24 protein-coding genes are annotated in these 25,203 nt (G+C 53.8%); 14 read left to right on the plus strand and 10 right to left on the minus strand.

The annotated features are described in order from the left end of the window. Nucleotides 1–88: 88 nt before the first annotated feature. From sapF to pspF, 6 genes are all read right to left on the minus strand, one after another. Nucleotides 89–895 (minus strand): putrescine export ABC transporter ATP-binding protein SapF, encoded by an 807-nt coding sequence (gene sapF / locus M8Q36_RS17660; RefSeq protein ID WP_016495888.1) that lies wholly within the window; start codon nucleotides 893–895, stop codon nucleotides 89–91. A 1-nt stretch (nucleotide 896) separates the two neighbouring features. Next, on the minus strand, nucleotides 897–1,889 hold the full coding sequence (sapD, locus tag M8Q36_RS17665; RefSeq protein WP_017457203.1) for a putrescine export ABC transporter ATP-binding protein SapD: 993 nt from the start codon (nucleotides 1,887–1,889) through the stop codon (nucleotides 897–899). Further along, nucleotides 1,889–2,779, minus strand: a complete 891-nt coding sequence (gene sapC, locus M8Q36_RS17670) for a putrescine export ABC transporter permease SapC (RefSeq protein WP_025263598.1) — start codon at nucleotides 2,777–2,779, stop codon at nucleotides 1,889–1,891. Before sapC ends, sapD begins: the two co-directional genes overlap by 1 nt. Beyond that, nucleotides 2,766–3,731, minus strand: coding sequence for a putrescine export ABC transporter permease SapB (gene sapB, locus M8Q36_RS17675; RefSeq protein ID WP_016495891.1), 966 nt, complete (start codon nucleotides 3,729–3,731; stop codon nucleotides 2,766–2,768). The genes sapC and sapB overlap by 14 nt, the downstream gene beginning before the upstream one ends. Then, a complete protein-coding gene (gene sapA / locus M8Q36_RS17680; protein WP_249882801.1) occupies nucleotides 3,728–5,368 on the minus strand; it encodes an ABC transporter substrate-binding protein SapA in 1,641 nt (546 codons plus the stop codon). The genes sapB and sapA overlap by 4 nt, the downstream gene beginning before the upstream one ends. Before the next feature lie 98 nt (nucleotides 5,369–5,466). After that, nucleotides 5,467–6,447 carry a phage shock protein operon transcriptional activator gene (pspF, locus tag M8Q36_RS17685; protein WP_249881745.1) on the minus strand — a complete coding sequence of 327 codons (981 nt, stop codon included), beginning with the start codon at nucleotides 6,445–6,447 and terminating at the stop codon, nucleotides 5,467–5,469. A gap of 167 nt (nucleotides 6,448–6,614) precedes the next feature. Here pspF and pspA point away from each other — a divergent pair, with 167 nt between their 5' ends. The 7 genes from pspA (at nucleotide 6,615) to tyrR (ending at nucleotide 12,334) form a co-directional block, all read left to right on the plus strand. Continuing rightward, a complete protein-coding gene (gene pspA / locus M8Q36_RS17690) occupies nucleotides 6,615–7,283 on the plus strand; it encodes a phage shock protein PspA (RefSeq protein WP_249881746.1) in 669 nt (222 codons plus the stop codon). Nucleotides 7,284–7,336: 53 nt separating this feature from the next. Continuing rightward, complete coding sequence (gene pspB, locus M8Q36_RS17695; protein WP_016495895.1) at nucleotides 7,337–7,561, plus strand: envelope stress response membrane protein PspB; 225 nt, start codon at nucleotides 7,337–7,339, stop codon at nucleotides 7,559–7,561. Then, nucleotides 7,561–7,920 carry an envelope stress response membrane protein PspC gene (gene pspC / locus M8Q36_RS17700; protein ID WP_045508091.1) on the plus strand — a complete coding sequence of 120 codons (360 nt, stop codon included), beginning with the start codon at nucleotides 7,561–7,563 and terminating at the stop codon, nucleotides 7,918–7,920. The genes pspB and pspC overlap by 1 nt, the downstream gene beginning before the upstream one ends. A gap of 9 nt (nucleotides 7,921–7,929) precedes the next feature. After that, nucleotides 7,930–8,166 (plus strand): phage shock protein PspD, encoded by a 237-nt coding sequence (gene pspD, locus M8Q36_RS17705; RefSeq protein WP_249881747.1) that lies wholly within the window; start codon nucleotides 7,930–7,932, stop codon nucleotides 8,164–8,166. Nucleotides 8,167–8,205: 39 nt separating this feature from the next. After that, nucleotides 8,206–9,603: a YcjX family GTP-binding protein gene (locus M8Q36_RS17710; protein WP_249882802.1), complete on the plus strand. Its 1,398-nt coding sequence runs from the start codon at nucleotides 8,206–8,208 to the stop codon at nucleotides 9,601–9,603. Next, entirely contained in the window at nucleotides 9,600–10,649 is a 1,050-nt protein-coding gene (locus M8Q36_RS17715; RefSeq protein ID WP_249881748.1) for a YcjF family protein, read from the plus strand. The genes M8Q36_RS17710 and M8Q36_RS17715 overlap by 4 nt, the downstream gene beginning before the upstream one ends. 143 nt (nucleotides 10,650–10,792) lie before the next feature. Beyond that, nucleotides 10,793–12,334, plus strand: a complete 1,542-nt coding sequence (tyrR, locus tag M8Q36_RS17720; protein WP_016495900.1) for a transcriptional regulator TyrR — start codon at nucleotides 10,793–10,795, stop codon at nucleotides 12,332–12,334. 49 nt (nucleotides 12,335–12,383) lie between these two features. On the opposite strand, the gene tpx is transcribed toward tyrR, so the two are convergent. Then, nucleotides 12,384–12,890 carry a thiol peroxidase gene (gene tpx, locus M8Q36_RS17725; protein ID WP_017457215.1) on the minus strand — a complete coding sequence of 169 codons (507 nt, stop codon included), beginning with the start codon at nucleotides 12,888–12,890 and terminating at the stop codon, nucleotides 12,384–12,386. A 117-nt stretch (nucleotides 12,891–13,007) separates the two neighbouring features. On the opposite strand from tpx, the gene ycjG reads away from it, so the two are divergent. Next, nucleotides 13,008–13,973, plus strand: coding sequence for an L-Ala-D/L-Glu epimerase (gene ycjG / locus M8Q36_RS17730; RefSeq protein ID WP_249881749.1), 966 nt, complete (start codon nucleotides 13,008–13,010; stop codon nucleotides 13,971–13,973). Here ycjG and mpaA read toward each other — a convergent pair. Further along, nucleotides 13,964–14,677, minus strand: coding sequence for a murein tripeptide amidase MpaA (gene mpaA, locus M8Q36_RS17735; protein ID WP_200550864.1), 714 nt, complete (start codon nucleotides 14,675–14,677; stop codon nucleotides 13,964–13,966). The genes ycjG and mpaA overlap by 10 nt on opposite strands. A gap of 189 nt (nucleotides 14,678–14,866) precedes the next feature. Here mpaA and M8Q36_RS17740 point away from each other — a divergent pair, with 189 nt between their 5' ends. Then, nucleotides 14,867–16,483 carry a peptide ABC transporter substrate-binding protein gene (locus M8Q36_RS17740; RefSeq protein ID WP_249881750.1) on the plus strand — a complete coding sequence of 539 codons (1,617 nt, stop codon included), beginning with the start codon at nucleotides 14,867–14,869 and terminating at the stop codon, nucleotides 16,481–16,483. 406 nt (nucleotides 16,484–16,889) lie between these two features. Beyond that, nucleotides 16,890–17,078: a YdiH family protein gene (locus M8Q36_RS17745; RefSeq protein ID WP_025263605.1), complete on the plus strand. Its 189-nt coding sequence runs from the start codon at nucleotides 16,890–16,892 to the stop codon at nucleotides 17,076–17,078. Nucleotides 17,079–17,133: 55 nt separating this feature from the next. Here the strand turns inward: M8Q36_RS17745 and M8Q36_RS17750 are convergent, their stop codons facing one another. Continuing rightward, nucleotides 17,134–18,354 (minus strand): sensor domain-containing diguanylate cyclase, encoded by a 1,221-nt coding sequence (locus M8Q36_RS17750; protein ID WP_249881751.1) that lies wholly within the window; start codon nucleotides 18,352–18,354, stop codon nucleotides 17,134–17,136. A gap of 98 nt (nucleotides 18,355–18,452) precedes the next feature. Beyond that, nucleotides 18,453–20,588, minus strand: coding sequence for a putative bifunctional diguanylate cyclase/phosphodiesterase (locus M8Q36_RS17755; protein ID WP_249882803.1), 2,136 nt, complete (start codon nucleotides 20,586–20,588; stop codon nucleotides 18,453–18,455). Nucleotides 20,589–21,045: 457 nt separating this feature from the next. Here M8Q36_RS17755 and M8Q36_RS17760 point away from each other — a divergent pair, with 457 nt between their 5' ends. The 4 genes from M8Q36_RS17760 to dbpA all read left to right on the plus strand — a co-directional run bounded on the left by M8Q36_RS17760 (nucleotide 21,046) and on the right by dbpA (nucleotide 25,199). Beyond that, complete coding sequence (locus tag M8Q36_RS17760) at nucleotides 21,046–22,221, plus strand: methyl-accepting chemotaxis protein (RefSeq protein ID WP_249881752.1); 1,176 nt, start codon at nucleotides 21,046–21,048, stop codon at nucleotides 22,219–22,221. Between the two features lie 145 nt (nucleotides 22,222–22,366). Continuing rightward, on the plus strand, nucleotides 22,367–23,350 hold the full coding sequence (zntB, locus tag M8Q36_RS17765; protein WP_016495909.1) for a zinc transporter ZntB: 984 nt from the start codon (nucleotides 22,367–22,369) through the stop codon (nucleotides 23,348–23,350). A gap of 271 nt (nucleotides 23,351–23,621) precedes the next feature. Continuing rightward, nucleotides 23,622–23,795 (plus strand): proline-rich small protein YnaL, encoded by a 174-nt coding sequence (ynaL, locus tag M8Q36_RS17770; RefSeq protein WP_502825495.1) that lies wholly within the window; start codon nucleotides 23,622–23,624, stop codon nucleotides 23,793–23,795. 30 nt (nucleotides 23,796–23,825) lie between these two features. Beyond that, nucleotides 23,826–25,199, plus strand: a complete 1,374-nt coding sequence (gene dbpA / locus M8Q36_RS17775) for an ATP-dependent RNA helicase DbpA (protein ID WP_249881754.1) — start codon at nucleotides 23,826–23,828, stop codon at nucleotides 25,197–25,199. The last annotated feature ends 4 nt before the right edge of the window (nucleotides 25,200–25,203 follow it).

The raw sequence follows: 25,203 nt of genomic DNA on the forward strand, positions 1-25,203 counted from the left end.
CGCCATCATATGGGGCGATCGTCGTTAAAACGCGGCGATTCTATCATGAGTCGCCGGATGAGTTAATCCGACCACTGAAACTATTGAATCAGCGGTCTTTTCGCCAGGCATCGGCTGTTAACGCTTCGCCAAAATGCCCGGCAATTAAACGTTTTGTTAAATCGTGCAGCGGCGAGGCGAGCACATCGGCGGTGCTGCCGCGCTCAACGACTTCACCCTGATGCATAACCAAAACCTGATCGCTGATATGTTTCATCATGCCGATGTGCTGGGTGACATAAATATAAGAGATACCCTGTTTTTCCTGTAATTCCAGCATCAGATTAATTAACTGCGAACGCATCGACATATCCAGCGACGCCAGCGCTTCGTCAGCAATAATCACTTTCGGACGCAGGATTAATGCGCGCGCCAGCCCCAGACGTTGTTTTTGCCCCGGCGCCAGCATATAGGGGTAATAACTGACATGATCCGGCAACAGGCCGACCATGCGCAGCGTTTCAAGAATGCGCTTCTGGCGGACTTCCGGCTCAAGATCCGTGTTCAGACGCAACGGGAAATCGAGGATTTGAGACAGTCGCTGGCGCGGGTTCAGCGAGGTGGTTGGATCCTGGAAAATCATGCGAATGTGCTGGCTGCGAAACGTGTAATCGCCGTAATGCAACGGTTTATCGTCGATCACCAGTTCGCCGGAAGACGGTTCGACCATTCCGGCCAGCATTTTCGCCAGCGTTGATTTACCGGAGCCGTTCTCACCAATAATTGCCAGCGTCTGTTTTTCCCGCAGAGTAAAGCTCAGCGGTTTAACCGCTTCAACGGTCTGGCGGCGGAACCAGCCGGTACGATAACGGAAGGTTTTGCTCAGGTTGCGCACTTCAAGCAAGGTTTCGACCATCTCACTCACTCTCCATATTCAGCGGGAAATGGCAGGCGAAGAGATGATTCCTTGCACCGGCTAACCGCGGCGTTTCCACACATTTACGCTGGGCGTAAGGGCAGCGAGGCCCCAGGCGGCAGCCGATCGGCAACTGCTCCAGCAGTGGAATTGCGCCAGGCATCGTATTCAGGCGGCTTTTGTGCGGCATCGCGCTGCCGAAATCCGGTATCGCGCGAATCAACGCCTGTGTATAGGGGTGATGAGGTGTGGCGATCAACTCTTCGCTTGGCGCGGTTTCCACGGTCTGGCCGCAATACATCACATTGATGCGATCTGCCCATTTGCTCAGCATCTGCAAATCATGGCTGATCAACATAATGGTGGTGTTGTTATTCTGATTAAGCCTGTCGAGCAGGCGAAAAATTTGCGCCTGGGTGGTCGGTTCCATCGCGTTCGTCGGCTCATCGGCAATCAGCAACCGCGGCTGGTTGGCCAGCGCGATGGCAATCATCACTTTCTGGCATTCACCTTCGGTCAGCTCATAAGGGAAGCTGCGCATCGCATCTTTGTGATCTTTAATGCCAACTCGGTGCAGCAATTCAATGGCGCGGCGTTTTCGCCAGCCAAAACGCTGCCACAGACTACCTTTCCACGTCCAGCCGGGGATATTCTGCATCAGTTGTTTGCCAACGCGCTCAGAGGGATCGAGACAGGATTGCGGTTCCTGAAAAATCATTGATACGTTGTGGCCCATCAGCTTGCGCCGCTCGCGTGCGGAGAGCCGCAGTAGATCGATATCATCAAAGCGCATACGGTCTGCGGTGACGCGCCAGTTGTCTTTGGTAACGCCGCAAATCGCTTTAGCAATCAGACTTTTGCCGGAGCCAGACTCGCCAACCAGCCCGCGAATTTCACCTTCTGCCAGCGTCAGGCTGACGCGATCGACGGCTTTTACCCAGTCTTCACCGGTTTTCACCTCAATCGTCAGATTACGAATATCAAGAAGCGGCATTATTCCACCCCCGCCGTGATCGCGCGGCGAATACCGTCGCCAAGAATATTAACCAGCAACACGCTCACCATAATTGCCGCGCCCGGCAGCATTACCGTCCACGGCGCAACATAAATCAGCTCCAGCGCGTCACCGAGCATGGCACCCCATTCCGGAGAGGGCAGTTGCGCGCCGAGATCGAGAAAACCGAGTGCCGCAATATCGAGGATCGCCATCGACAGCGCGCGGGTAATTTCTGTCACCATGCCTGCGGTAATGTTCGGCAGCACGGCAAACCACAGAATATTCATGGTCGAAGCGCCATCGAGTCGCGCGGCGACCACATACTCTTTTTCCAGCTCGTCATGCACCATGCTGTAAACCGAACGCACCATGCGCGGCAGCAGCGCCAGCCAGACGGCAAACATCGCGTGCGAAAGATGCGGGCCCGCGAACGCCACCACAATAATCGCCAGCAGCAGTGTCGGGAGCGACAGCAGCGTGTCGAGAATATGGTTCAGCACCGCTGAGCGCAGGCCGTGGGTGCAACCGGCGAAAACGCCAAGCGCCAGCCCGCAAAGCGTCGCCGCCAGCGTAACGACAAAGGCACCGCCAACCGTTGGCGCTGCGCCACTCAGCAAACGGCTTAATACATCGCGCCCTAAATCATCTGTGCCGAGAAAAAACGAAACATCGCCATAGCGCGACCAGGAGGGCGGCAGCAACTGATAACCGAGAAATTGCTGGTCAATGCCGTAGGGCGCAAACCAGTGACCGAAAATACACAGCAGCAGCAACGCGCCGCAGCCATACAGGCCGATCATCGCGGTGGTATCACCATAAAATTTGCGCCACGCGGTTCGCAGCGCGCCAGGCGGGCGTTTTTCGCTGTAGACGCTATCGTAAGGCATACCATTCCTTATGTTTCAACGGATTAGCCAGTGCGCCGAGAATATCGGACAGCACGTTCACAATAATAACCAGTGAGCCTACCACCATGACGCCTGCGGAAATCGCCGCGTAGTCCTGCTGGCGAATCGCATTAATCAACCAGCGTCCCAGCCCAGGCCAACTGAATACCATTTCGGTGATCATCGCCAGCGTCAGCATGGTCGAAAATTGCAGGCCGAGACGCGGGATCACCGGTGGCAGGGCGTTATGCAAAACATGGCGGCGCAGGATCGTCAGCCGCGAAAGGCCGCGCGTCGCCGCCGCTTTGATGTAGTTCTTATCGAACACGTCGATGGTGCTGATGCGCATCAGACGAATAACTTCGGTGGTCGGTGCCACCGCCAGCGTTAACACCGGCAACACCACATGACGTAACGCGCTGATAATCATCTCTTCGCGCCACGGCGAATCGGAGAGCCAGGCATCAATCAGCGAAAAACCGGTCACCGTTTTGACTTCGTATAGCAGGTCAAAACGACCCGACACCGGCAGCCAGCCTAAATTCAGCGAGAAAAACAGGGTTAAGAGCAGTGCCAGCCAGAACACCGGGATTGAAAAGCCCAGCAGCGCAAAGGCACTGATCATTTTATCCTGCCACTTGCCGCGCATCACACCGGCCAGCATCCCGACCGGAATGCCTACCAATAATGCGGAGCCAAACGCCAGCAGGCACAGCTCCATAGTGGCCGGAAACACCTCTTTAAGCTGTTCTGAAATTAACTGGCCATTAATGCTGGAAACACCAAAATCCCAGTGCAGCAAACCGTTAAACCAGAACACCCAGGCATTCCACAGCGACGCGCCCTGAAGCGGAGCGTGGGGCGTAAAATAGCTCAGGCTAAAGCCGACAAAGGTCAGTAAAAAAAGCGTGACCAGCAGTAATAACAGGCGGCGCAGGGTAAAGATAATCATTGTGGCGATACCTCTTGTTTTTCCCGCGAAACACCGGCAAAGGAGGCGCTTCCAAACGGGCTCAGCACCAGCCCTTTAATGTCATAGCGATACGCCTGCAAACGCAGGGAAGATGCCAGCGGCAACACCGGCAATTCGCGCGCCAGTATCTGCTGCGCCTCGTCATAATCATCAATGCGAGCCGCAAGTTGCTGTGAGGTCAGTGCTTTTTGTAACACCTCGTCGAACTCACGGTTGCACCAGTGCGCAAAATTGGTCTGCGAGTTGATTGCCGCGCAACTGAGCATCGGGCGGAAGAAACTGTCCGGATCGTTACTGTCCGTTGCCCAGCCGGCAAGGGTTAAATCGTGATTCATATCCATCAGCCGCGCTTCCTGGAAACGGCCTTCCACCGGAACAATCACCACTTTAACACCGACCTGAGCCATATCGGCCTGAATCAGCTCGGCGGTTTTCAACGGGCTTGGGTTCCACGCCTGTGAACTGGTCGGCACCCACAATTGCAGCGTCAAATTTTCCAGCCCCAGCGCTTTCAGGCGTTCGCGGGCCTGCGCCGGATCGTACTCGGTGATCTTCGCTTCGTTGTCATAGGCCCAGGAGGCGCGCGGCAATATTGAGGCGGCGGTTTCAGCGGTTCCGTAGTAAATCGACTGCATCAGACGCTGATTATTAATGGCCAGCGCCAGCGCATGACGCACTTCCGGGTTATTCAGCGGCGGTTTGTTGGTGTTAAACGCCAGATAGGCAATGTTCATGCCCGGGCGCAGCGTGAGCCGCAAACGCGGGTCATCGCGCAAAATCGTCAACTGGCTGGCGGCAGGCCAGGCCAGCACATCGCACTCACCGGTTAACAGCTTTGACAAGCGCCCTGTGCCGCCGGATCCGAGATCGACAACCACTTGTTGCATCAATGGGTTACCACGCCAGAACTTTTCGTGACGTTGTAACCGAATATATTGCCCGGCGCGGTATTCATCCAGTTGATAAGGCCCGGTGCCGACCGGTTGTCGGTCAAGCAACTCCTGGCGATCGCTTTTCTCTAACTGGGCGGCGTATTCCGCCGACATCACCGAAGCATAGTGTGTCGCCAGATGCCATAAAAAGGAGGCATCCGGTTTTCTCAGGCGGAATTCAACCGTGCGGTTATCCAGCTTACGCACGCTGTCGACAGAATCGGCAAACTGCAAGCTGTCGAAATAAGGAAAGTTACCGCCGTTGACGTTATGCCAGGGATGATTGCGCGAGAAAATGCGCTGGAAGGTGAAGACCACATCATCGGCGTTCAGGGTGCGGTGCGGCGTAAACCAGGCTGTTTTCTGGAAAGCCACGCCATCGCGCAGGCGAAAACGGTAGGTCGCGCCGTTATCGAGCACTTCCCAGCTTTCCGCCAGCTCCGGAACCAGCCGGTAAGTATAAGGATCGACATCCAGCAAGCGATCATAAAGCTGTGCCGCCAGCGTATCGACTATCAGACCGCTGCTGACTTTTTGCGGGTTAAAGGTATCGACCTGGCCATTGACACAATAGACAAAGCCGCTGTCGCGAATATCCGCTTGCTCAGAAAGCGGTGTCGCCGCTTGCGCAAAACCTGTTGCCAGGCTGGCGGTCAATAGCAGGGAAGAGAAAACCAGACGCATGATTTTTTCAACGATTTTAAATTCATGTGCAAAGTGTATCGCACTTGCCATGGCTTCGTACAAATGTCTGCTTACGACTGCTGTTATTGTCGGCGATTTCAGCTGATTTGGTGCTTTTTAAGCAGCGCGCGCAGTTGGTGGTAAGTGAGCCCGAGTAACTCCGCCGCGCGTTTCTGGTTAAATTTCGCCTGTTGCAGGCTGGTTTGCAGCAGCGCTTTTTCTTGATCGAACTGGAATTTGCGTAAATCCAGCGGCAACGCTGGCAGTTCTGCTGCTTCCCGCCCGGTTTGTGGTTGGGGAGTGATATCACGGTTGAAAGGATCAAGGATGATGTCATCAAGCGGCGTATCGCTGCTGCCGTGGCGGTAAACCGAGCGCTCGACCACGTTTTTAAGTTCACGGATATTGCCCGGCCATGAATAGCCCATCAGTACGTCGCGCGCGTGATCGGTAAAGCCAGGGAAGAGCGGCAATTTCAGTTCCCGACACATCTGGATAGCGAAGTGATCCGCCATCAGCATGATATCGCTCTGGCGCTGGCGCAGCGGTGGCAGGAGCACGACATCAAAGGCCAGCCGGTCAAGCAAATCCGCGCGAAATGTACCGTCCTGTACCATTTGCGGCAGATCGGCGTTAGTGGCGCAAACCAGCCGCACATTGACCTGTAGCGGCTGGCTTCCGCCGACGCGCTCCAGCTCGCCATATTCAATCACCCGCAGCAGTTTTTCCTGCACCAGCATTGGTGCGGTGGCCAGTTCATCAAGAAACAGCGTTCCGCCATCGGCACGTTCAAACCGGCCCGGATGGCGTTTTTGCGCGCCAGTAAACGCGCCCGCTTCATGGCCAAAGAGCTCGGTATCAAGCAGGTTTTCATTCAGCGCCGCGCAGTTAAGCGAAATGAACGGTCCTTGCCAGCGCGAAGAGAGAAAGTGCAAACGGTTTGCGATCAGCTCCTTACCGGTACCGCGCTCACCGATGATCAGCACCGGCTTATCGATCGGCGCGAGGCGCGAAACTTGTTCCAGCACCTCGATAAAGCTGTTGGCCTCGCCGAGCAAGTTATCCTTTTGTTCCGACATGATGAAATTCGCCACTAGTTAGTGATATTAACTACTCTAGCCTAAGTTATCGTTGCGGTAAAACTATTCATCTGCTTTATATTCAAAGGGATAAAAAGTTGGCACGGAGTTTGTAATAGTCCAGCAGCAGGGCTGAGCCCGATTACAGAAATCAAGAGGAACAGATTATGGGTATTTTTTCTCGTTTTGCCGACATCGTGAATGCCAACATCAATTCACTGCTGGAAAAAGCCGAAGATCCGCAAAAGCTGGTGCGCCTGATGATTCAGGAGATGGAAGATACGCTGGTGGAGGTTCGTTCAACTTCAGCGCGTGCGCTGGCGGAGAAAAAACAGCTGACGCGTCGCATTGAACAAGCGAGCGCGCAGCAGGCCGAGTGGCAGGAGAAAGCCGAGCTGGCGCTGCGTAAAGATAAAGACGATCTGGCGCGTGCGGCGCTGATTGAAAAGCAAAAACTCACCACGCTGATTGAAACGCTTGAGCAGGAAGTGACGCTGGTGGATGAAAGCCTGACGCGGATGAAAAAAGAGATCGGCGAGCTGGAAAATAAACTCAGCGAAACCCGTGCCCGCCAGCAGGCATTAACGTTACGCCATCAGGCGGCCAGCTCATCGCGCGATGTTCGCCGTCAGCTCGACAGCGGCAAACTGGATGAAGCGATGGCGCGCTTTGAATCGTTCGAACGTCGTATCGACCAGATGGAAGCCGAAGCGGAAAGCCATGGTTTTGGAAAGCAGAAATCGCTGGATCAGCAATTTGCAGAACTGCGTGCCGATGACGAAATCAGCGAGCAACTGGCGCAGTTGAAAGCCAAAATGAAACAAGACAACGAATAATAATAACGGCGGCATCAGAAGATGCCGCTCCTCATCCGCTGTAAGGAGTACACATGAGCACGCTGTTTCTGGCTATACCCCTGACACTTTTCATCCTGTTTGTGTTGCCGGTCTGGTTATGGCTGCATTACAACAATCGCACTTCACGCGGCGAACTTAACCAGAACGAGCAGCAGCGCTTACTCCAGCTTTCCGAAGAGGCCACGAGGATGCGCGAACGTATTCAGGCGCTGGAAGATATTCTTGATGCTGAGCACCCGAACTGGAGAGACCGCTAATGGCAACCCTCGATCTTAATAAAAAGTTATGGCGCATCCCGCAGCGCGGAAAAATCGGTGGTGTCTGTGCGGGCATCGCGCAGTATCTGGATATTCGCGTCAAAGTCGTGCGTATTCTTGCCATTCTGGCGATGTTTTTCGGGCTGTTTTTCTTTGTCGTGGCGGCGTACATCGTGCTGTTTTTTGTGCTGGATCCGCTGCCGGACAATTATGCCGAGAGCGAAAACGTACCGGGCAGCAGCGAATTGCTGGACGCGGTAGACGCACAGCTCGCCGCCGGAGAAACCCGTTTGCGCCAGATGGAACGTTATGTCACCTCAGACACGTTCTCGCTGCGCAGCCGTTTCCGTCAGTTGTAGGAGAAAAATATGAATCAACGCTGGCAACAGGTTCACCGTAACGTCAAACCCGGTTTACAGATTGTCGGAAAGCTGGCGTTGCTGAGCGCGCTGCGCTTCGGCCCGGCAGGTGTTGCGGGCTGGGCGGTGAAATCCGTCGCCCGACGCCCGGTTAAGTTGCTCCTGGCGTTCGCGCTGGAGCCGTTATTGAAGCGAGCTGCGAATAAATTTTCTCGCCGCTTCCTGTCCCAAAACGAGATAAAATAAGGAATTACGGCTAAAGCTCTAAGGCAAAACGCAATGGCGATGGATCGATTTCGTAACGAATTGAATGCGCTGGTTAACCGCGGAATGGACAGGCATTTGCGTCTGGCGGTGACCGGCCTGAGCCGCAGTGGCAAAACCGCATTTATTACCGCACTGGTTAATCAATTACTGAATATTCACGCAGGTTCACGTCTGCCGCTGCTAAGCGCCGTGCGCGAAGAGCGGCTGCTTGGCGTAAAACGCGTGCCGCAGCGCGATTTTGGTATTCCCCGTTTTACCTACGACGAAGGGCTGGCGCAGTTATATGGATGGCCGCCGGTCTGGCCGACGCCGACGCGCGGCGTCAGTGAAATCCGCCTTGCGCTGCGTTTTCGCTCTAACGATTCGCTGCTGCGCCATTTCAAAGAGACCTCCACGCTTTATCTGGAAATTGTCGACTATCCCGGCGAATGGCTGCTGGATTTACCGATGCTGGCGCAGGATTACCTGAGCTGGTCGCGGCAAATGACCGGCTTATTGCAAGGGCAGCGTCAGGCGTGGTCGGCACAATGGCGCGCCCTGTGCGCGGGGCTTGATCCGCTGGCTCCAGCGGATGAAAACCGGCTGGCAGAAATTGCTGCGGCGTGGACGGACTATTTACATCAGTGCAAACGCGAAGGTCTGCACTTTATTCAGCCTGGCCGTTTTGTTCTGCCTGGGGATATGGCAGGCGCGCCTGCGCTGCAATTCTTCCCGTGGCCGGACGTTGACGGCACCGGAGAAGCGAAACTGGCGCAGGCGGGTAAACACACCAACGCCGGAATGCTGCGTGAACGTTACAACTACTATTGTGAGCATGTCGTCAAAGGTTTCTATAAACACCATTTCCTCAAGTTTGATCGCCAGATTGTGCTGGTCGATTGCCTGCAACCGCTGAACAACGGGCCACAAGCGTTTAACGATATGCGGCTTGCGCTGACACAACTGATGCAAAGTTTCCACTACGGTCAGCGCACGCTGTTTCGCCGCCTGTTTGCGCCAGTTATCGACAAACTCTTATTTGCCGCCACCAAAGCCGATCATATTACCGTCGATCAGCACGCCAATATGGTGTCGCTGTTACAGCAACTGATCCAGGACGCCTGGCAAAACGCGGCGTTTGAAGGCATCAGTATGGATTGTCTGGGGCTGGCTTCTGTGCAGGCGACGCAAAGTGGCATCATTGATGTGAATGGCGAAAAGATCCCGGCGCTGCGCGGGCATCGTCTGAGCGATGGCGCGCCGCTAACCGTTTACCCCGGTGAAGTGCCCGCGCGGTTGCCGGGGCAGGCATTCTGGGACAAGCAAGGTTTTAATTTTGAGGCGTTCCGCCCGCCAGTGATGGATGTTGATACGCCGCTGCCGCATATCCGCCTGGATGCGGCGCTGGAGTTTTTGATTGGAGATAAATTGCGATGACCGAGCCGCTAAAACCGAGAATCGATTTCGCAGGCCCGCTGGAAACGGAAAGCAGCGCGCAGTTTAAACGTGCGCAGACCTTTAACGATAAGCAAGCGGAAAACTTTGCTCCCGCCCTGGTTGATGAACTGTCGGAAGAGGGGCAAGCCGAGGCGGTAGTCGAAGCCGCGCTACGACCAAAACGCAGCCTGTGGCGCAAAATGGTGACCGCCGGGTTGACGTTGTTTGGCGTAAGCGTGGTCGGGCAAGGTGTGCAGTGGGCAATGAATGCCTGGCAGACTCAGGACTGGGTGGCACTGGGAGGCTGTGCCGCTGGTGCGTTGATCGTTGGCGCAGGTGTCGGTTCGGTTGCCAGCGAATGGCGACGGCTTTGGCGTTTACGCCAGCGTGCGCAGGAACGCGATGAAGCGCGTGATTTATTGCACAGCCACGCCACCGGGAAAGGGCGGGCTTTTTGCGAAAAACTGGCGCGGCAGGCAGGTATCGATCAGGCACACCCGGCGCTACAGCGCTGGTATGCGGCGATCCACGAAACGCACAACGATCACGAAATTGTCAGCCTGTATGCGCATCTGGTTCAGCCCGTGCTGGATACTCAGGCTCGGCGTGAAATCAGCCGCTCGGCGGCGGAATCTGCGCTGATGATCGCCGTCAGCCCGCTGGCGATGGTCGATATGGCTTTTATCGCCTGGCGCAATCTGCGGCTCATCAACCGTATCGCTACGCTGTACGGCATTGAGCTCGGTTACTACAGCCGCCTGCGTTTGTTCCGTCTGGTACTGCTGAATATCGCCTTCGCGGGTGCCAGCGAACTGGTGCGTGAAATTGGCATGGACTGGGTATCGCAGGATCTGGCAGCCCGGCTTTCTGCGCGCGCAGCGCAGGGGATTGGCGCCGGGTTGTTGACGGCGCGGCTGGGGATTAAAGCGATGGAACTGTGTCGTCCGCTGCCGTGGCTTGACGATGATAAACCGCGCCTTGGTGATTTTCGTCGCCAGTTGATTAGCCAGTTAAAAGAGACGCTCCAGAAACGACCCTCCGACTAAAAAACCGGCGCTGCGCGCTTACCTTTACGCCGCAGTGCCGCTTTTCTCCGCAAGCTGTCAATATTTGTTGACAGATATCTTCCTGCCAACCGCGAACTGGCTTATCATCCTTTCATTACGTGAATGAATAAGGGCGAACTCCCATGCGTCTTGAAGTTTTTTGTGAAGACCGGCTTGGTCTGACTCGCGAATTACTGGATTTACTGGTGCTGCGCGGTATCGACTTACGCGGGATAGAAATTGACCCTGTCGGGCGAATCTACCTGAATTTCGCCGCGCTCGAATTTAACACTTTCAGCAGCCTGATGGCTGAAATTCGCCGCATCCCCGGCGTGACGGATGTGCGTACCGTGCTGTGGATGCCCTCCGAACGCGAACACCGCGCGATGAGCGCGCTGCTCGAAGCGCTGCCAGAGCCAGTATTGTCGCTGGATATGAAAAGCAAAGTGGAACTGGCGAACCCGGCCAGTTGCCAGCTTTTTGCCCTGGATGCCGATAAACTTCGTAACCACAACGCGGTACAGCTAATTGCAGGGTTTAATTTCCAGCGCTGGCTCGATGGTAACCCGCAAAATTCTCACAACGAGCATGTCGTTATCGCCGGACAAAATTTCCTGATGGAGATAACGCCAGTGCACCTGGAAGGCGAAACCGGCGAACCGGTGTTGACCGGTGCGGTGGTGATGCTGCGTTCGACTATTCGTATGGGTCGCCAGTTACAAAACCTGAGCCAACAGGATCTCAGCGCGTTCAGTCAGATCGTCGCCGTGAGCCAGAAAATGCGTCAGGTGGTGGAGCAGGCGCGGAAACTGGCGATGCTCACCGCACCGTTGCTGATCACCGGCGATACCGGCACCGGTAAAGATTTGCTGGCGCATGCCTGCCATCTTGCCAGCCCGCGCGCGGCGAAACCTTATCTGGCGCTCAATTGCGCCTCCATTCCGGAAGAGTCCGTCGAAAGTGAGTTGTTTGGTCACGCACCGGAAGGAAAAAAGGGCTTTTTCGAGCAGGCAAACGGCGGTTCGGTGTTGCTTGATGAGATTGGCGAAATGTCGCCGCGTATGCAGGTGAAGCTGCTGCGTTTTCTTAACGACGGTACGTTCCGGCGTGTCGGCGAAGACCATGAAGTGCATGTCGATGTGCGGGTGATCTGCGCAACACAGCGCAACCTGGTTGAGCTGGTGCAAAAAGGGCTGTTCCGGGAAGATCTCTACTATCGCCTGAATGTACTGACGCTGAACTTACCGCCGCTGCGCGATCGTCCGCAGGATATCATGCCGCTGACTGAGCTTTTTGTGGCCCGTTTTGCCGACGAACAGGGCGTTCCACGACCAAAATTGTCGCAGGATGTGCATCAGTTGCTCAACCGCTATGGCTGGCCGGGTAACGTGCGCCAGTTGAAAAACGCGATTTACCGGGCGCTAACGCAGTTGGAAGGCTACGAGCTGCGCGCTCAGGATATTCAACTGCCGGATTATGACGCCGCCACGGTGCCGGTGGGCGAAGATGCCATGGAGGGCTCGCTGGATGAGATCACCAGCCGTTTTGAGCGCTCGGTGCTGATCCAGCTTTATCGCAACTATCCCAGCACGCGTAAACTGGCAAAGCGGCTCGGCGTTTCGCACACCGCGATTGCCAATAAACTGCGGGAATATGGCTTGAGCCAAAAGAAGGGTGACGAGTAGAAAAGAAAAAGCCTCCATTGCGGAGGCTTTTTTGTTGGCGTCAGGTTAATTAACCTTTCAGCACGTCCAGCGCGGCGGTGTAATCCGGCTCGTTGGTGATCTCATTCACCAGCTGGCTGAAAACAACAGTATCGTTTTCATCAATCACCACCACAGCACGCGCCGCAAGGCCTTTCAGCGCGCCATCAGAGATGCCAACACCGTAATTTTCGAGGAAGTCAGCACTGCGCAGCGTCGAAAGGGTAATGACATTGCTCAGACCTTCAGCACCGCAAAAACGGGATTGGGCAAACGGCAGGTCAGCAGAAATGCACAGCACCACGGTGTTGTTCATCTCGGTTGCTAACTGGTTAAATTTACGCACAGAAGCCGCGCAAACGCCGGTATCGATGCTTGGGAAAATGTTCAGCACTTTACGTTTGCCAGCGAACTGGCTCAGTGCGACGTCAGACAGATCCTTAGCCACGAGCGTAAACGGCTTGGCTTTCGCGCCAGCCTGCGGGATAGCGCCTGCAACGGGAACCGGGTTGCCCTGAAAATGAACGAGTTGTGACATAATATCTTCCTGTTTACATATAGTTAACGTCGGCGCTAGTTTATGCCATCCGCGAAGAGCACGGCAAACCAATTTTCATATCTATACTGGTTTAGACCTGCGGCAGAGGAGTGAGGAATGAGAACCGTCAAAGTGTATGAGGAAACCTGGCCGCTGCATACGCCATTTGTAATTTCGCGCGGTGCGCGCAACGAAGCGCGCGTGGTGGTGGTCGAGCTGGAAGAGGATGGCGTAAAAGCCGCCGGTGAATGTACGCCGTACCCGCGTTATGGTGAAAGTGAGGCCTCCGTCGTGGCACAAATTATGACGATTGTGCCGCAACTGGAAAACCGCCTGACGCGCGAAGAGTTGCAAACCCTCCTGCCGCCGGGCGCTGCGCGAAACGCTGTTGACTGCGCCTTGTGGGATCTGCAAGCGCGCAAAGCGGCTATCACGCTGGCGCAGTCCGCTGGTGTCAGTTTGCCGCAAACCATTGTCACCGCTCAAACAGTGGTGATTGGCACACCGGAACAGATGGCGGCCAGCGCCGCCGCGCTCAGCGAAAAGGGCGCTCAGCTGCTGAAAATTAAGCTGGATGACCATTTGATCAGCGAAAGGCTGGTGGCAATTCGCGCTGCCGCGCCAGAAGCGACATTAATTGTGGATGCTAATGAGGCCTGGCACAGTGAAGGGCTTGCCGCACGATGCCAGTTACTGGCGGATCTCGGTGTTGCCATGCTGGAACAGCCGCTGCCAGCCGATGAGGACGATGCACTGGCGAATTTCATCCATCCGTTGCCGATTTGCGCGGATGAAAGCTGCCACACCCGAGAAAGCCTCGCTCACCTGCATGGCCGCTATGAAATGGTGAATATCAAGCTGGATAAAGCCGGTGGCTTAACCGAAGCGCTGGCGCTGGCACATGAGGCGTCTCAACAAGGATTTACGCTGATGCTTGGTTGTATGATCTGTACGTCGCGCGCCATCGCGGCGGCGCTGCCGCTTGCCAGCCAGGTGCGTTTTGCCGATCTTGATGGCCCGACCTGGCTGGCGGTGGATGTTGAACCGGCGCTGCATTTCAGCACTGGTAAGCTTCACCTTTGAGGATCCCAGTGCAGTAGCGCCGTCATTGCCGCAAGGTATTTCTCGCTGGCTTCATCAGAAGAGATCGGCGGGAATTCGACGGTGATACAGTGCAAATTGATATCTGCACACCAGCTGCCAAACGATCCCGGCGTTTCGTAACCGACGCTGGTGACCAGCGGCAGGGAAAATTCATCCGCGAGCCATTTCCCAAGCGCGCTCTGGCGCGGATCTTCAACGCAGGCCAGCGGATCGTGGAATGTCACGACCCACGCCGGGTGAATGCGATGGATAAGCTGGCACAGCGCCTGCGTTTCCGGTTCTGAACCGGGTGCATCGCCGGTCAGCAGCACGACATCACGATCTTCAGCCGCACTGTTCCAGCGATACACTGTTTCACCGGCTTTCCAGTTGGCGGCGGGGAAATTACGATTGAGATCAACGCCGTTCGCATTTGCGCGCAGCCCAAGCTGGCAGCCATCCGGGTTGACTGCCAGCACTACGTGATGGTGACGTAAATCGGTATTAAGTGTGCGCAACGCGCAGGAGAGTGTCACCACGGAGGAGTTTTCGTCGCCGTGCGTTCCGGCGATGATGAGCCCGCTTTCACGCGTGGCAATGGGCGCGGGAAACCAGATCAGCGGCGCGCCTAACAGCGAGCGACCAAACTCTTCACTGCCGGGGGCAAATGCGCCTCGTTGAGCACGCGGGCGTGTGGCTGGCATAGGCGTCCTTTTTATTGTCGTTTACTTACAGCAAGTGTTGAGCATAAAGCGATGCGACGCAAATCATGCCATGAGGGTTAATTTGGCGTCCAGCCTCAATTTTCCGCTGTCCGCTGTTTGCATTCTCCCAAGTTAAAACAAATAATTACCTCATCTTTTGCCGGGAAAGCATACCAATGAGGGGATCCCATGAAGCATCGAGTTTCAACGCTGAGCTGCGCGCTCTGGCTGTGCGGTTTTTCTGCAAGTGCACTGGCTGCCGATGTGCCGCCGGGTACCCAACTCGCCGAGAAACAAGAAGTCGTTCGCCATATTAAAGATGAACCCGCCACGTTAGATCCGGCGAAAGCCGTTGGTTTGCCGGAAATCCAGGTCATCCGCGATCTCTTTGAAGGGCTGGTGAATCAGAACGAGAAGGGCGAAATCGTTCCGGGCGTTGCCAGTAAATGGCAAAGTAGCGATAACCGCAGCTGGGTATTTACGTTGCGGGATGATGCGCGCTGGTCAGATGGTTCACCGGTGACGGCAGAGGATTTTGTCTACAGCTGGCAGCGGCTGGTTGATCCGAAAACCACTTCCCCCTTCGCCAGTTTTGCTGCGCTCGCGGGCATTGCGAATGCGAAAAGCATTACCGAGGGTAAAGAGGCAGTGGATAAACTCGGCGTCAGCGCCGTTGATGCACGCACGTTGCGGGTACAACTGGAGCGGCCATTGCCATGGTTCCCGAGTTTAGCCGCCAGCTTTGCTTTTTACCCGGTGCAAAAAGCCAATGTGCAAAGCGGTGCGGAGTGGACGCGCCCTGGCAACCTGGTGGGTAATGGCGCTTATGTACTTGCCGATCGCGTGGTGAATGAAAAGCTGGTGCTCGAACGTAACAAGCATTACTGGGACGATGCGAAAACGGTTATTCAGCAGGTCACGTTTGTACCGATCAATCAGGAGTCTGCGGCCACCAAACGCTATCTGGCGAACGGTATCGACATTACGGAATCTTTCCCGAAAAACCTCTATCAAAAGTTACTTAAAGATATCCCCGGACAGGTTTATACGCCGCCGCAGCTTGGCACCTATTACTATGCGTTTAACACCCAGAAAGGGCCTACTGCCGATGCGCGTGTGCGGCTTGCGCTGAGCATGACGATTGATCGGCGGGTGATCGCGCAGAAAGTACTGGGCACCGGTGAAAAACCGGCCTGGCGCTTCACGCCGGATGTTACCGCCGGATTTACGCCGCAGCCCTCGCAAATTGAACAGATGAGCCAGGCCGAGTTGAATGCGCAGGCAAAAACGTTATTACAGGCGGCAGGCTACGGCCCGCAACGTCCGCTGAAACTGACGCTGCTGTATAACTCTTCGGAAAACCATCAGAAAATCGCGATTGCGGTGGCGTCAATGTGGAAAAAGAGCCTTGGCGCGGACGTCAAATTGCAGAATCAGGAGTGGAAAACCTATATCGACAGCCGTAACAGCGGCAACTTTGATGTTATCCGCGCGTCGTGGGTAGGGGATTATAATGAACCTTCCACTTTCCTGTCGGTGCTGAACTCGACGAACAGCGGCAACATTCCACGTTTCAACGATGCGGCGTACGACAAAGTGCTGGCGCAGGCGGCGCTGGAAACCAACGCCCAGGCGCGAAACGCTGATTATAACGAGGCGGAACATATTCTGGCGGAAAAAGCGCCAATCGCACCGATTTATCAGTACACCAACGGGCGTTTGATAAAACCGTGGCTGAAAGGTTATCCAATCAATAACCCCGAAGATGTGGCGTATAGCCGCACGCTTTATATTTTGAAGCACTGATAAAAAAATCCCCTTACGTCACGGGAAGTAAGGGGAAACTCATTGATTACGGAATGGTTCCTGTCTAAGCAGGAGTGGTGAAAATTTTACTTAGGGAATGTGAAGGGACAATGGAGGAAATAAGGAGACGTATTATTACTCTTTTCCCTGACTTTTCAATAAAAAGCCCGTTTTGTTGAGTGGACGAAAATGCGCGAAGCAATGTGAGCAGAATACTTGAGCCGTTTACTCCACCTTTCGTTATTGAGGAAGATAATCTTATCGTTCACGTGCGCCCCCCTTTTAAAACGAGGGTTGCTTAAAATTCTCTTCCCCTCGCGAAATGCCGCCTTTATACGATTTTGGTCAAAAAACAGACAGTGCAGTGTGCTATAGTGGTCAGGTTTTCACCACGAAAGAGGATGCTATGGAGACTGAATTAGACCCAACCCAACTGGCAATTGAATATCTGCGTCGCGACAAAAGCACGCTGACACCGGCGGAATACTTAAAAAAACTCAAACAATTGCGCCTGGAGTTTGCGGATTTGCTAACGCTGTCGCACAGCGAGCTGAAAGAAGAGATTGATTTTGCCTGGCGTCTGGGTATCCACTAACTCAGCAACATCACTGCAATGCGCCCGTCAGACGGGCGCTTTTTTTTGCTTGCTATCATGCGGCCAGCACCCGGTTTCGCCCGTTATTTTTCGCCAGGTATAAAGCCTCATCCACACGTTTGAAGAGCGCATCCATGTCTTCATCAGGCAGATGGTGCGCCACACCAATGCTCACCGTAAAACCAGGCAGATCCGCGATGTTGATACTGGCAACGGCCTGACGTATCCGTTCCGCTACGTTTAGTGCCATATCCGTGGTGGTATGCGGCAACAATAACAGGAACTCTTCACCACCCCAGCGGAAAACATAATCGCCTGAGCGGCAGTTCGCCTCAAGCATTCGCGCCAGTTCAACCAGCACCTGGTCACCTTTCTGATGACCAAACTGATCATTGATATTTTTGAAATGATCGGCGTCGACCAGCAGCAAACTGAAATCCAGCCCCGTCGGCAGAATGTGTTCCGTCAGATGATAAAACTGGCGGCGATTCAGCAGGCCGGTGAGCGCATCGCGATGCGCGGCGTATTCCAGTTCCTGCTCAAGGCGTTTTTGTTCGGTGATATCGTGAATAATGCACAACATTAAACGCTTGCCATAGATCTCAACCGGTCCGGCGTAAGTTTGCACATGGCGGGTGGAACCATCCGCGAGTTGATGAATAAAATTCAACGGCTTATGCCCGCCGGGCAGATTCGACACTTCCTGCATAATCGGTAATACGCTGCGCCCAAGCGTATTGATCTCCCAGGTATGTTTCTGGCACATCTCTTCGTGGTCATAACCATAAAAACGCAGCGCAGCGAGGTTGGCATCGACAATCAACCCATCACGAATGGGATCGATAAGCAGCATTGGCGCGGATGTGGTGTAAAAGAAGCGGGCGTAAAAACCTTGCTTATGCGGGCGATACGTTGGCGAGTGGTGCGCTTTTAGCGCCGCCGCAGCAGCACCTGAAACGCCTTCAAACAGCAGCACTTCACCGGCGTTTTCGAGTGTGCGTAACACGACACGGCAACTGATGGTGGTCTCTTCACCATCCGGACAAACACTCCAGATTTCGACCACATCCTCATGATTTTGTAAGCTTGGCAGGTACATAGCCAGGCTGAGTTGCGCATAAGCAGAGTATTTTCCGTTTCGCATCTCAGTGAGTGAGCGTCCTGCCGCGATTTTCAGCGCTTGCGCATTCGCGAACAGTAACGCTTCTGTGTCAGGAGCAACCACCCAAACCGGGGTGGAGAGCACATTCAACGCATCCAGGTGATGTTTAAGCATGGCGACTCCCCTTAATCATGTATGTTGCAACGCGATCACGAGTGACACATCAGCGGCAATTTAATGACTTTCTTGCAACATACCTGAAAATTAGGGGTTTATGCGGGCTTTTTTTGTGACGAATCTGAACATTCCAGCGATAAAGTGAATCTTTTTTGCTGTAGCAGCACCGCCACTTTCTCGACCGGTAAAGGACGGGCAAAAAGAAACCCTTGCAGGTAAGCGCAGCCCAGATTGGTCAGCAACGCCTGCTGCTCGGCCGTTTCGATACCTTCCGCGACGACATGCATGTTCATGGAATGCGCAATATCAATAATCGTTGAGACAATCTTAACGTTGCGGCTGTTATCGCGAATGTCCTTCACAAAACTTCTGTCGATTTTAAGCTCTGTTGCCGGTAACCGTTTCAGCATCAGCATATTGGAGTAGCCCGTGCCAAAATCATCAATGGCGACCGTGATACCCATTTGCGCAAACTGGTTAAGCAACTGCACACTGCGCTCGATGTTTTTCAGCGCAGTGTTCTCCGTGATTTCAAGCGTCAACTGCATGGGATCGATATGGTAGCGTTGCAGTGAATCGGTGATTTGGTCGTAAATATCGTGCTGCTCAAACTGGCTGGGTGAGAGGTTGATAGCAAGCGTCAGATGACGAAACCCCTGGTTGTTCCAGTGCTGCAGTTGCCTGCATGCTGCATCAATCACCCAGCGCCCGACAGAGATGATTAACCCCGTTTTTTCCAGCATCGGTAAAAAGGTTGCGGGCAGCAAAACTCCCCGTGTCGGGTGACGCCAGCGCAGCAATGCTTCGAAACCTGCCAATGCATGCTCCGGTGCGTGGTACTGCGGTTGATACCAGAGTTCAAACTGATCGCGTGACAACGCCTGCGATAAGTCCTGCAAAAACAGCGGATCGTCGACGGTTTTCTGTGCCATGCCAGCATGAAACACAGCCCAACTGTTACGGCCTTCCTGTTTTACGCTGTACATTGCCGTGTCGGCCTTCAGTTTCAGCTCATGGGCGGTATCGCCATGCTGCGGGTAGTAACTGATCCCGGCGCTGAGTGAAACATTAATGACATGGTTCAGCTCGCAAAAGGGCTGTTGAATGGTGGCGACAAGGTGTTTTACCAGCGCCACAACTTCGTCTTCGTGGGTGTCCGGCACCAGCAGGGTAAATTCATCCCCGCCCAGGCGCGCCAGCGACATTTTTTCGCTGATACAGGCAGATAACCGCCCGGCAACCGCCACCAGCAGTTGGTCTCCAATGTGATGTCCCCAGGCATCATTAACCAGTTTAAAGCGATCTAAATCCATATAAATCAGTGCGAAAGTGCTGCGTGTCTCCGATGCCTTGCTAAGGCAAGTGTCAAGAAGATTGTCGAGCTGGGATCGGTTTGCCAGCCCCGTTAGTGGGTCATAATAGGCTTGTTTTTCAAGTTGCTGATTAAGCTGGCGCAGGCTGTCCGTCAAACGTGATGTCCGCAGTTGGGAATCAATCATCGAAATGAACAGCATGATGCCGAAAATCACCAGTGTCGTCGTGGCGACCCATAATGAAAGCCCCAATTCGCCGACGTCATGGCTCATCAGCGTTGTTGCATGGCCGCGGATCACAATGCCTGTGCCATCGTTGCTGAATGTGGCGGCACTCATGGCGGTATAATGCATCGCACTGATAGAACCACCCATTACCAGGGCTGCAAAGACGCGATTAATAAAGACGCCATGGGTATTTTGCCGCAGGCTAAAGGCCAGCCAAAGGGCAACCCAGGCACTGAAAAATGCAATGGCTACCGAAAGCGCAATCAGCGCAGCGTTCCAGTAAATCGTGAGGAAACCCATCATCGACGCCATACCCAGATAATGCATGGATACCACGCCGGTACCGAGCAGTAAGGAAGCGAAAAGTAAACGTTTTGTCGGCAGTGTTTTACCCGCTACGGCAATATTGATAGCAAGTATGGATGTCAACATCGCGATAATAAATGAGAGGAGGGTAAGTTCTAAATCGTAATGCATCATCACCGGCATTTTCATTGCCAGCATGCCGACATAATGCATCGACCAGATACCGATCCCCAGGGTGGCGCCACCCGAAAAACGCCAGAATATTGCGCTGCGCGGTTCAGACGTCGCAACTTTGCCTGCGCTATCCAGTGCGACAAATGAAGCAATGAAAGCGACCAGAAAAGAGATGCCAATCAGAATGGGGTCCCACGAAACGTAGAGCATCATGCAATCCACACAGGCAAAAAAAGATGATATGTAATCCTGGCACTAATTTTAGCAGCTAACCTAATGAATTTAATGGCTACGCTAATTTTATTATTGCAGGGGCGAATAAACTAATAATAGCTCTTTATTTATTCATCGGCTGTTATGGCAATAACTTAAATAAAGTGAATGATTTAACATATGATAAAATTATCTTAAGTCGCGAATATTATTTCTCATTAGTATGGGATGCATCATTTCTTATATGATATATGTTAACGAGCAATTCTGCTTGCTCAATATATTGTTATATCAGTATCTGCTGAGTGGAAGTTAAACTTCTCATTTAAATCGACTTAAGTGAAATTGAAATTATTTAAAGGTGAACATTATTTGGCATCAATTTCGCCGTGTAAAAATACATTGCGGATGCTATAAGGATCTTACCGTCCCCGGTGTTCAGGTGGGTTTCCCTATGTTGCGAAATATTAGCGTAAGAACATTTATTATTTTATATCTTCTGGTCTCTTTTTTTATTCTTGATGTATTAGTGATCGTTGTCTCAAAAAATATCGTTCTATTTGCCATAACAAGTGTTGTTTCCCTCACATCATTGACGCTTCTCTGGTTTTATATGACGCAATATTTGGTGACGCCGATAAACACGGTAAAAAAAAGCATAGAAGAAGTCACATCGGGAAACCTTTCTATCGTTATTCCTGAGTTTGGTAATAATTGCGCGGGTCGGTTAATTCCGGGCATTAACAGCCTTTCTGCCAGTATCGCGAGCCTGGTGAAAGAAATTCGCGCCTCTTCCGATACCGCGCTGGAGCTTTCGGCGCAACTGGCCTCACGCAGTGCCGATCTGTCTGTTAAAACGGAAGAGCAATCTGCCGCGCTGGTGCAAACGGCGTCCAGTATGGAGCAGATGGCTTCCAGCACGAAGAACAACGCTGACAATACCCGCCTCGCAAGTACCCGGGCAAAAGATGCCACAACCTGCGCGCAAAAAGGGGGCAAGTTAATGGGGCAGGTGGCGAAAAATATGCAATCGATAACCGATTGTGCCGGTCAGATGACCGAAATTATCTCCATCATTGATGGTATTGCTTTCCAGACAAATATTCTGGCGCTGAACGCGGCAGTAGAAGCGGCGCGCGCCGGGGATCATGGCAAAGGTTTTTCCGTCGTGGCGGGCGAAGTGCGCAGTCTCGCGCATCGCAGTGCGGAAGCGGCGAAAAACATTAAATCGCTGATTGCTGTTACCACCGATAACGTTAATCAGGGCGCGACCGTCGTTGGTGAAGCCGAGCAGAACATGCACGAGATTGTTTCTGGTGCGAGCGTGGTGAGTAAATTAATGGATGAAATCGCCGTCACGACGCTGCAGCAGGAAAAGGGGATCTCGCAAATCACGCTTGCGCTGGCGGAGCTGGAAAAAGTGACGCAAAGCAACGTCACCATGGTGGATGAACTGGCGGGCTCGTCGGACGTTTTACAACACCAGGTAGAAGGCTTGCTGCAACGCATTGGCAAATTCCGCCTGGCGACGGTAAAAGCACAGAATGCGGTACTGCCAGAAAAAGTCTCCCCTCCACGCGTCAGTGCTCCGCTGCTGGGTAAGCAGGAAAATTACTGGCACTCGTTCTAATTGCGGTGATAGCCGTAAAGGCCCGGGAAACCGGGCCTTATTTTTTGCATTGTTTGTTAATTTGTTAATAAATTCAGCGTGATGATTGCTTAACGTTGCCATATGGCTAGACTTGCCAAAACACCATGCGGATTGTGGAGGTCCTGTGGAAGCAATTAAAGGAACTGATGTGAACGTTCCGGATGCGGTATTTGCCTGGCTGTTGGACGGAAAAGGCGGCGTGAAACCGCTGGAAGATAATGATGTTATCACTGCAAGCACACCGTGCTGGGTGCATCTGAATTATACCAACCCGGAGAGCGCCCAGTGGCTGGAAACCACGCCGGTGTTACCGAACAGCGTACGCACGGCGCTTTCCGGGGAGAGCATGCGCCCGCGGGTAAGTCGCATGGGCGAGGGGACGTTAATTACCTTGCGCTGCATTAATGGCAGCACGGACGAGCGGCCGGATCAACTGGTGGCGGTACGCGTTTATATGGATGAGCGCATGATTGTGTCAACACGCCAGCGCAAAGTGCTGGCGCTGGACGATGTGGTCAGCGATCTGGAGGAGGGAACCGGCCCGACGGATTGTGGCGGCTGGCTGGTGGATGTGTGCGATGCGCTGACCGATCACGCCAGCGAGTTTATCGAATCGCTGCACGACCGGATTATCGACCTTGAAGATAATCTGCTCGATCAGCAAATTCCGCCGCGCGGCATCCTGGCGCTGTTGCGTAAACAACTGATTGTGATGCGCCGCTATATGGCGCCGCAGCGCGATGTGTTTGCCCGGCTGGCCAGCGAACGTTTGCCGTGGATGAGTGACGATCAGCGCCGACGGATGCAGGATATTGCCGATCGTCTTGGTCGCGGGCTCGATGAGATTGATGCCTGCATCGCCCGTACCGGCGTGATGACCGATGAAATTACCCAGGTGATGCAGGAGTCGCTGGCGCGGCGCACTTATACGATGTCTTTGATGGCAATGGTTTTTCTGCCGAGTACATTTTTAACCGGGTTGTTTGGCGTCAACCTTGGCGGTATCCCCGGCGGTGGCTGGCATTTTGGCTTTGCGCTGTTTTGCATGATGTTGGTGGTGCTGATCGGTGGTGTTACCTGGTGGCTGCATCGTAGTAACTGGCTGTAAAATTTCACTTTTTTAACAAAAATTGAACATAAAAACGCCGCATTAATTGAGCGAGGTCAATAAACGAAACACCTGTTCAGGGCAATATTCATCTCGCAGGTGAATGCAACGTCAAGCGATGGGCGTTGCGCTCCATATTGTCTTACTTCCTTTTTTGAATTACTGCATAGCACAATTGATTCGTACGACGCCGACTTAATAGTCGGCTTTTTTTTGCCTCTGCGTTCTCGCCGTCTACCCTTAACGAGAAGCCCATAAAAAGGAGGCAATGATGAACGCACTCTATTTTTCTTCCCCACAGGTGAGCGATCCGGTGCCAACCGATCCGGTTCCAATCCCCGACCCGATTCCACGCCCGCAACCAATGCCGGACCCGCCGCCGGATGAAGAGCCGATTAAAATGTCGCGTTATAAAGGCAGATCTGAGAGGATACGCGCCTGCTAAACGTAAGCCTTTTTATCGCGAGAAAACATTGTGACCGCTTTTTCAACCCTGAATACTTTGCCCGCAGCCCAGATCGAAAACCTCAACGAACTGGGCTATCTCACCATGACGCCCGTCCAGGCTGCGGCGCTGCCTGCTATTCTTGCTGGTAAGGATGTCCGGGTACAGGCGAAAACCGGCAGCGGTAAAACAGCGGCGTTTGGCTTAGGGCTGTTGCAGCACATCGACGCCAGCCGTTTTCAAACGCAGTCCCTCATTTTATGCCCAACGCGTGAACTGGCGGATCAGGTGGCAAACGAGCTGCGTCGCCTGGCGCGTTATATGCCGAACATCAAAATATTGACGCTGTGCGGTGGGCAACCTTTCGGGGCGCAGCGCGACTCGTTACAGCACGCGCCACACATTATTGTTGCCACGCCGGGCCGCCTGCTGGATCACCTGCAAAAAAGCACCGTTTCTCTCGATAACCTGCAAACGCTGGTGATGGATGAAGCGGATCGTATGCTGGACATGGGTTTTAGCGACGCCATTAATGAGGTTATCGCTTTTGCCCCGGCTTCACGCCAGACGTTACTCTTTTCTGCGACCTGGCCGGAAGCTATTGCCGCCATTAGCGGTCGTGTGCAGCGCAATCCGGAGACGATTGAAATCGACACCGTTGACGCGCTGCCGGCAGTAGAACAGCAATTTTTCGAAGTTTCCCGCAGCGGCAAAGCCAGTTTGCTGCAAAAGCTGCTCAGCGAACACCGCCCGGCATCCTGTGTCGTGTTCTGCAACACCAAAAAAGATTGCCAGGAAGTGTGCGATGCACTGAACGCTGCCGGGCAGGATGCACTGGCGCTGCATGGCGATCTGGAGCAGCGAGATCGCGATCAGACGCTGGTGCGCTTCGCCAATGGCAGCGCCCGTGTGCTGGTCGCCACCGATGTTGCCGCGCGTGGGCTGGATATCAAATCACTGGAGCTGGTAGTGAATTACGAGCTGGCGTGGGACCCGGAAGTTCACGTACACCGTATCGGGCGTACCGCGCGTGCGGGTAACAGCGGTCTGGCCATCAGTTTCTGTGCGCCGGAAGAAGCGCAGCGCGCGAATATTCTGGCCGAGATGCTGCAACTGAAGCTGAACTGGCTCAATCCACCGGCTAACGTCAAAGTCGTTCCGCTGGAAGCCGAAATGGCAACGTTGTGCATTGATGGTGGCAAGAAAGCCAAAATGCGCGCCGGTGATGTGCTCGGGGCGTTAACGGGAGAAATGGGGCTGGATGGCGCGGATATCGGCAAAATCACCCTCCACCCGGCGCACGTTTATGTCGCTGTGCGTCAAAGCGTGGCGCGTCAGGCGTGGAAGCAATTGCAGAACGGGAAAATTAAGGGCAAGCCCTGCCGTGTGCGGTTGCTGAAATGAAGCA

This window comes from Kosakonia sp. R1.Fl, from assembly GCF_023516815.1.
GTDB lineage: Bacteria > Pseudomonadota > Gammaproteobacteria > Enterobacterales > Enterobacteriaceae > Kosakonia.

What these genes read in the sequence shown, in the direction of transcription:
- pspB (WP_016495895.1), top strand. Translation starts at nt 7,337, where the DNA reads ATGAGCACGCTGTTTCTGGCTATACCCCTGACACTTTTCATCCTGTTT.
- sapC (WP_025263598.1), bottom strand. Translation starts at nt 2,779, where the DNA reads ATGCCTTACGATAGCGTCTACAGCGAAAAACGCCCGCCTGGCGCGCTG.
- sapA (WP_249882801.1), bottom strand. Translation starts at nt 5,368, where the DNA reads ATGCGTCTGGTTTTCTCTTCCCTGCTATTGACCGCCAGCCTGGCAACA.
- ycjG (WP_249881749.1), top strand. Translation starts at nt 13,008, where the DNA reads ATGAGAACCGTCAAAGTGTATGAGGAAACCTGGCCGCTGCATACGCCA.
- ynaL (WP_502825495.1), top strand. Translation starts at nt 23,622, where the DNA reads ATGAACGCACTCTATTTTTCTTCCCCACAGGTGAGCGATCCGGTGCCA.
- M8Q36_RS17760 (WP_249881752.1), top strand. Translation starts at nt 21,046, where the DNA reads ATGTTGCGAAATATTAGCGTAAGAACATTTATTATTTTATATCTTCTG.
- pspD (WP_249881747.1), top strand. Translation starts at nt 7,930, where the DNA reads ATGAATCAACGCTGGCAACAGGTTCACCGTAACGTCAAACCCGGTTTA.
- M8Q36_RS17750 (WP_249881751.1), bottom strand. Translation starts at nt 18,354, where the DNA reads ATGCTTAAACATCACCTGGATGCGTTGAATGTGCTCTCCACCCCGGTT.
- pspF (WP_249881745.1), bottom strand. Translation starts at nt 6,447, where the DNA reads ATGTCGGAACAAAAGGATAACTTGCTCGGCGAGGCCAACAGCTTTATC.
- M8Q36_RS17715 (WP_249881748.1), top strand. Translation starts at nt 9,600, where the DNA reads ATGACCGAGCCGCTAAAACCGAGAATCGATTTCGCAGGCCCGCTGGAA.
- M8Q36_RS17740 (WP_249881750.1), top strand. Translation starts at nt 14,867, where the DNA reads ATGAAGCATCGAGTTTCAACGCTGAGCTGCGCGCTCTGGCTGTGCGGT.
- mpaA (WP_200550864.1), bottom strand. Translation starts at nt 14,677, where the DNA reads ATGCCAGCCACACGCCCGCGTGCTCAACGAGGCGCATTTGCCCCCGGC.
- tpx (WP_017457215.1), bottom strand. Translation starts at nt 12,890, where the DNA reads ATGTCACAACTCGTTCATTTTCAGGGCAACCCGGTTCCCGTTGCAGGC.
- sapB (WP_016495891.1), bottom strand. Translation starts at nt 3,731, where the DNA reads ATGATTATCTTTACCCTGCGCCGCCTGTTATTACTGCTGGTCACGCTT.
- M8Q36_RS17755 (WP_249882803.1), bottom strand. Translation starts at nt 20,588, where the DNA reads ATGCTCTACGTTTCGTGGGACCCCATTCTGATTGGCATCTCTTTTCTG.
- tyrR (WP_016495900.1), top strand. Translation starts at nt 10,793, where the DNA reads ATGCGTCTTGAAGTTTTTTGTGAAGACCGGCTTGGTCTGACTCGCGAA.
- pspC (WP_045508091.1), top strand. Translation starts at nt 7,561, where the DNA reads ATGGCAACCCTCGATCTTAATAAAAAGTTATGGCGCATCCCGCAGCGC.
- sapD (WP_017457203.1), bottom strand. Translation starts at nt 1,889, where the DNA reads ATGCCGCTTCTTGATATTCGTAATCTGACGATTGAGGTGAAAACCGGT.
- M8Q36_RS17745 (WP_025263605.1), top strand. Translation starts at nt 16,890, where the DNA reads ATGGAGACTGAATTAGACCCAACCCAACTGGCAATTGAATATCTGCGT.
- M8Q36_RS17710 (WP_249882802.1), top strand. Translation starts at nt 8,206, where the DNA reads ATGGATCGATTTCGTAACGAATTGAATGCGCTGGTTAACCGCGGAATG.
- pspA (WP_249881746.1), top strand. Translation starts at nt 6,615, where the DNA reads ATGGGTATTTTTTCTCGTTTTGCCGACATCGTGAATGCCAACATCAAT.
- sapF (WP_016495888.1), bottom strand. Translation starts at nt 895, where the DNA reads ATGGTCGAAACCTTGCTTGAAGTGCGCAACCTGAGCAAAACCTTCCGT.